Annotated in this window: 1 pseudogene; it reads right to left on the bottom strand. The window is 39.5% G+C overall.

The features are described 5' to 3' along the window. A pseudogene (locus tag ACFIML_RS09225) lies at positions 1-286 on the bottom strand (proton-conducting transporter membrane subunit); the annotation flags it as partial.

Genomic DNA, 286 nt, shown 5'->3' with positions numbered 1-286 from the left:
GGCCACATACCCACTTTGAGTAAAAAAGCAATCCCCAAAAGCGCCGCGCCTATTTCAAATAAAACAATATCCGCAGAGGTTATATGTTTCATTTTTACAGCCAAATCGGCCATATTAAGAGTACCAACGATTCCATAAATGAGTGCCGTACCAACTAAAAAAAACAACGAAGCAATAAGATTAACGACGACATAATGCAATCCTGCACGTACACGTAACTGCCCAGAGCCATGCAACACAAGCCCATAAGAAGCCGTTAACATAACTTCAAAAAACACAAATAAAT

It is taken from the genome of Bartonella sp. AC62GZZY, assembly GCF_042196525.1.
Taxonomy (GTDB): Bacteria; Pseudomonadota; Alphaproteobacteria; order Rhizobiales; family Rhizobiaceae; genus Bartonella.
Note: the sequence above shows the minus strand (reverse complement) of the source record. Positions and strands in the feature narration are given on the sequence as shown.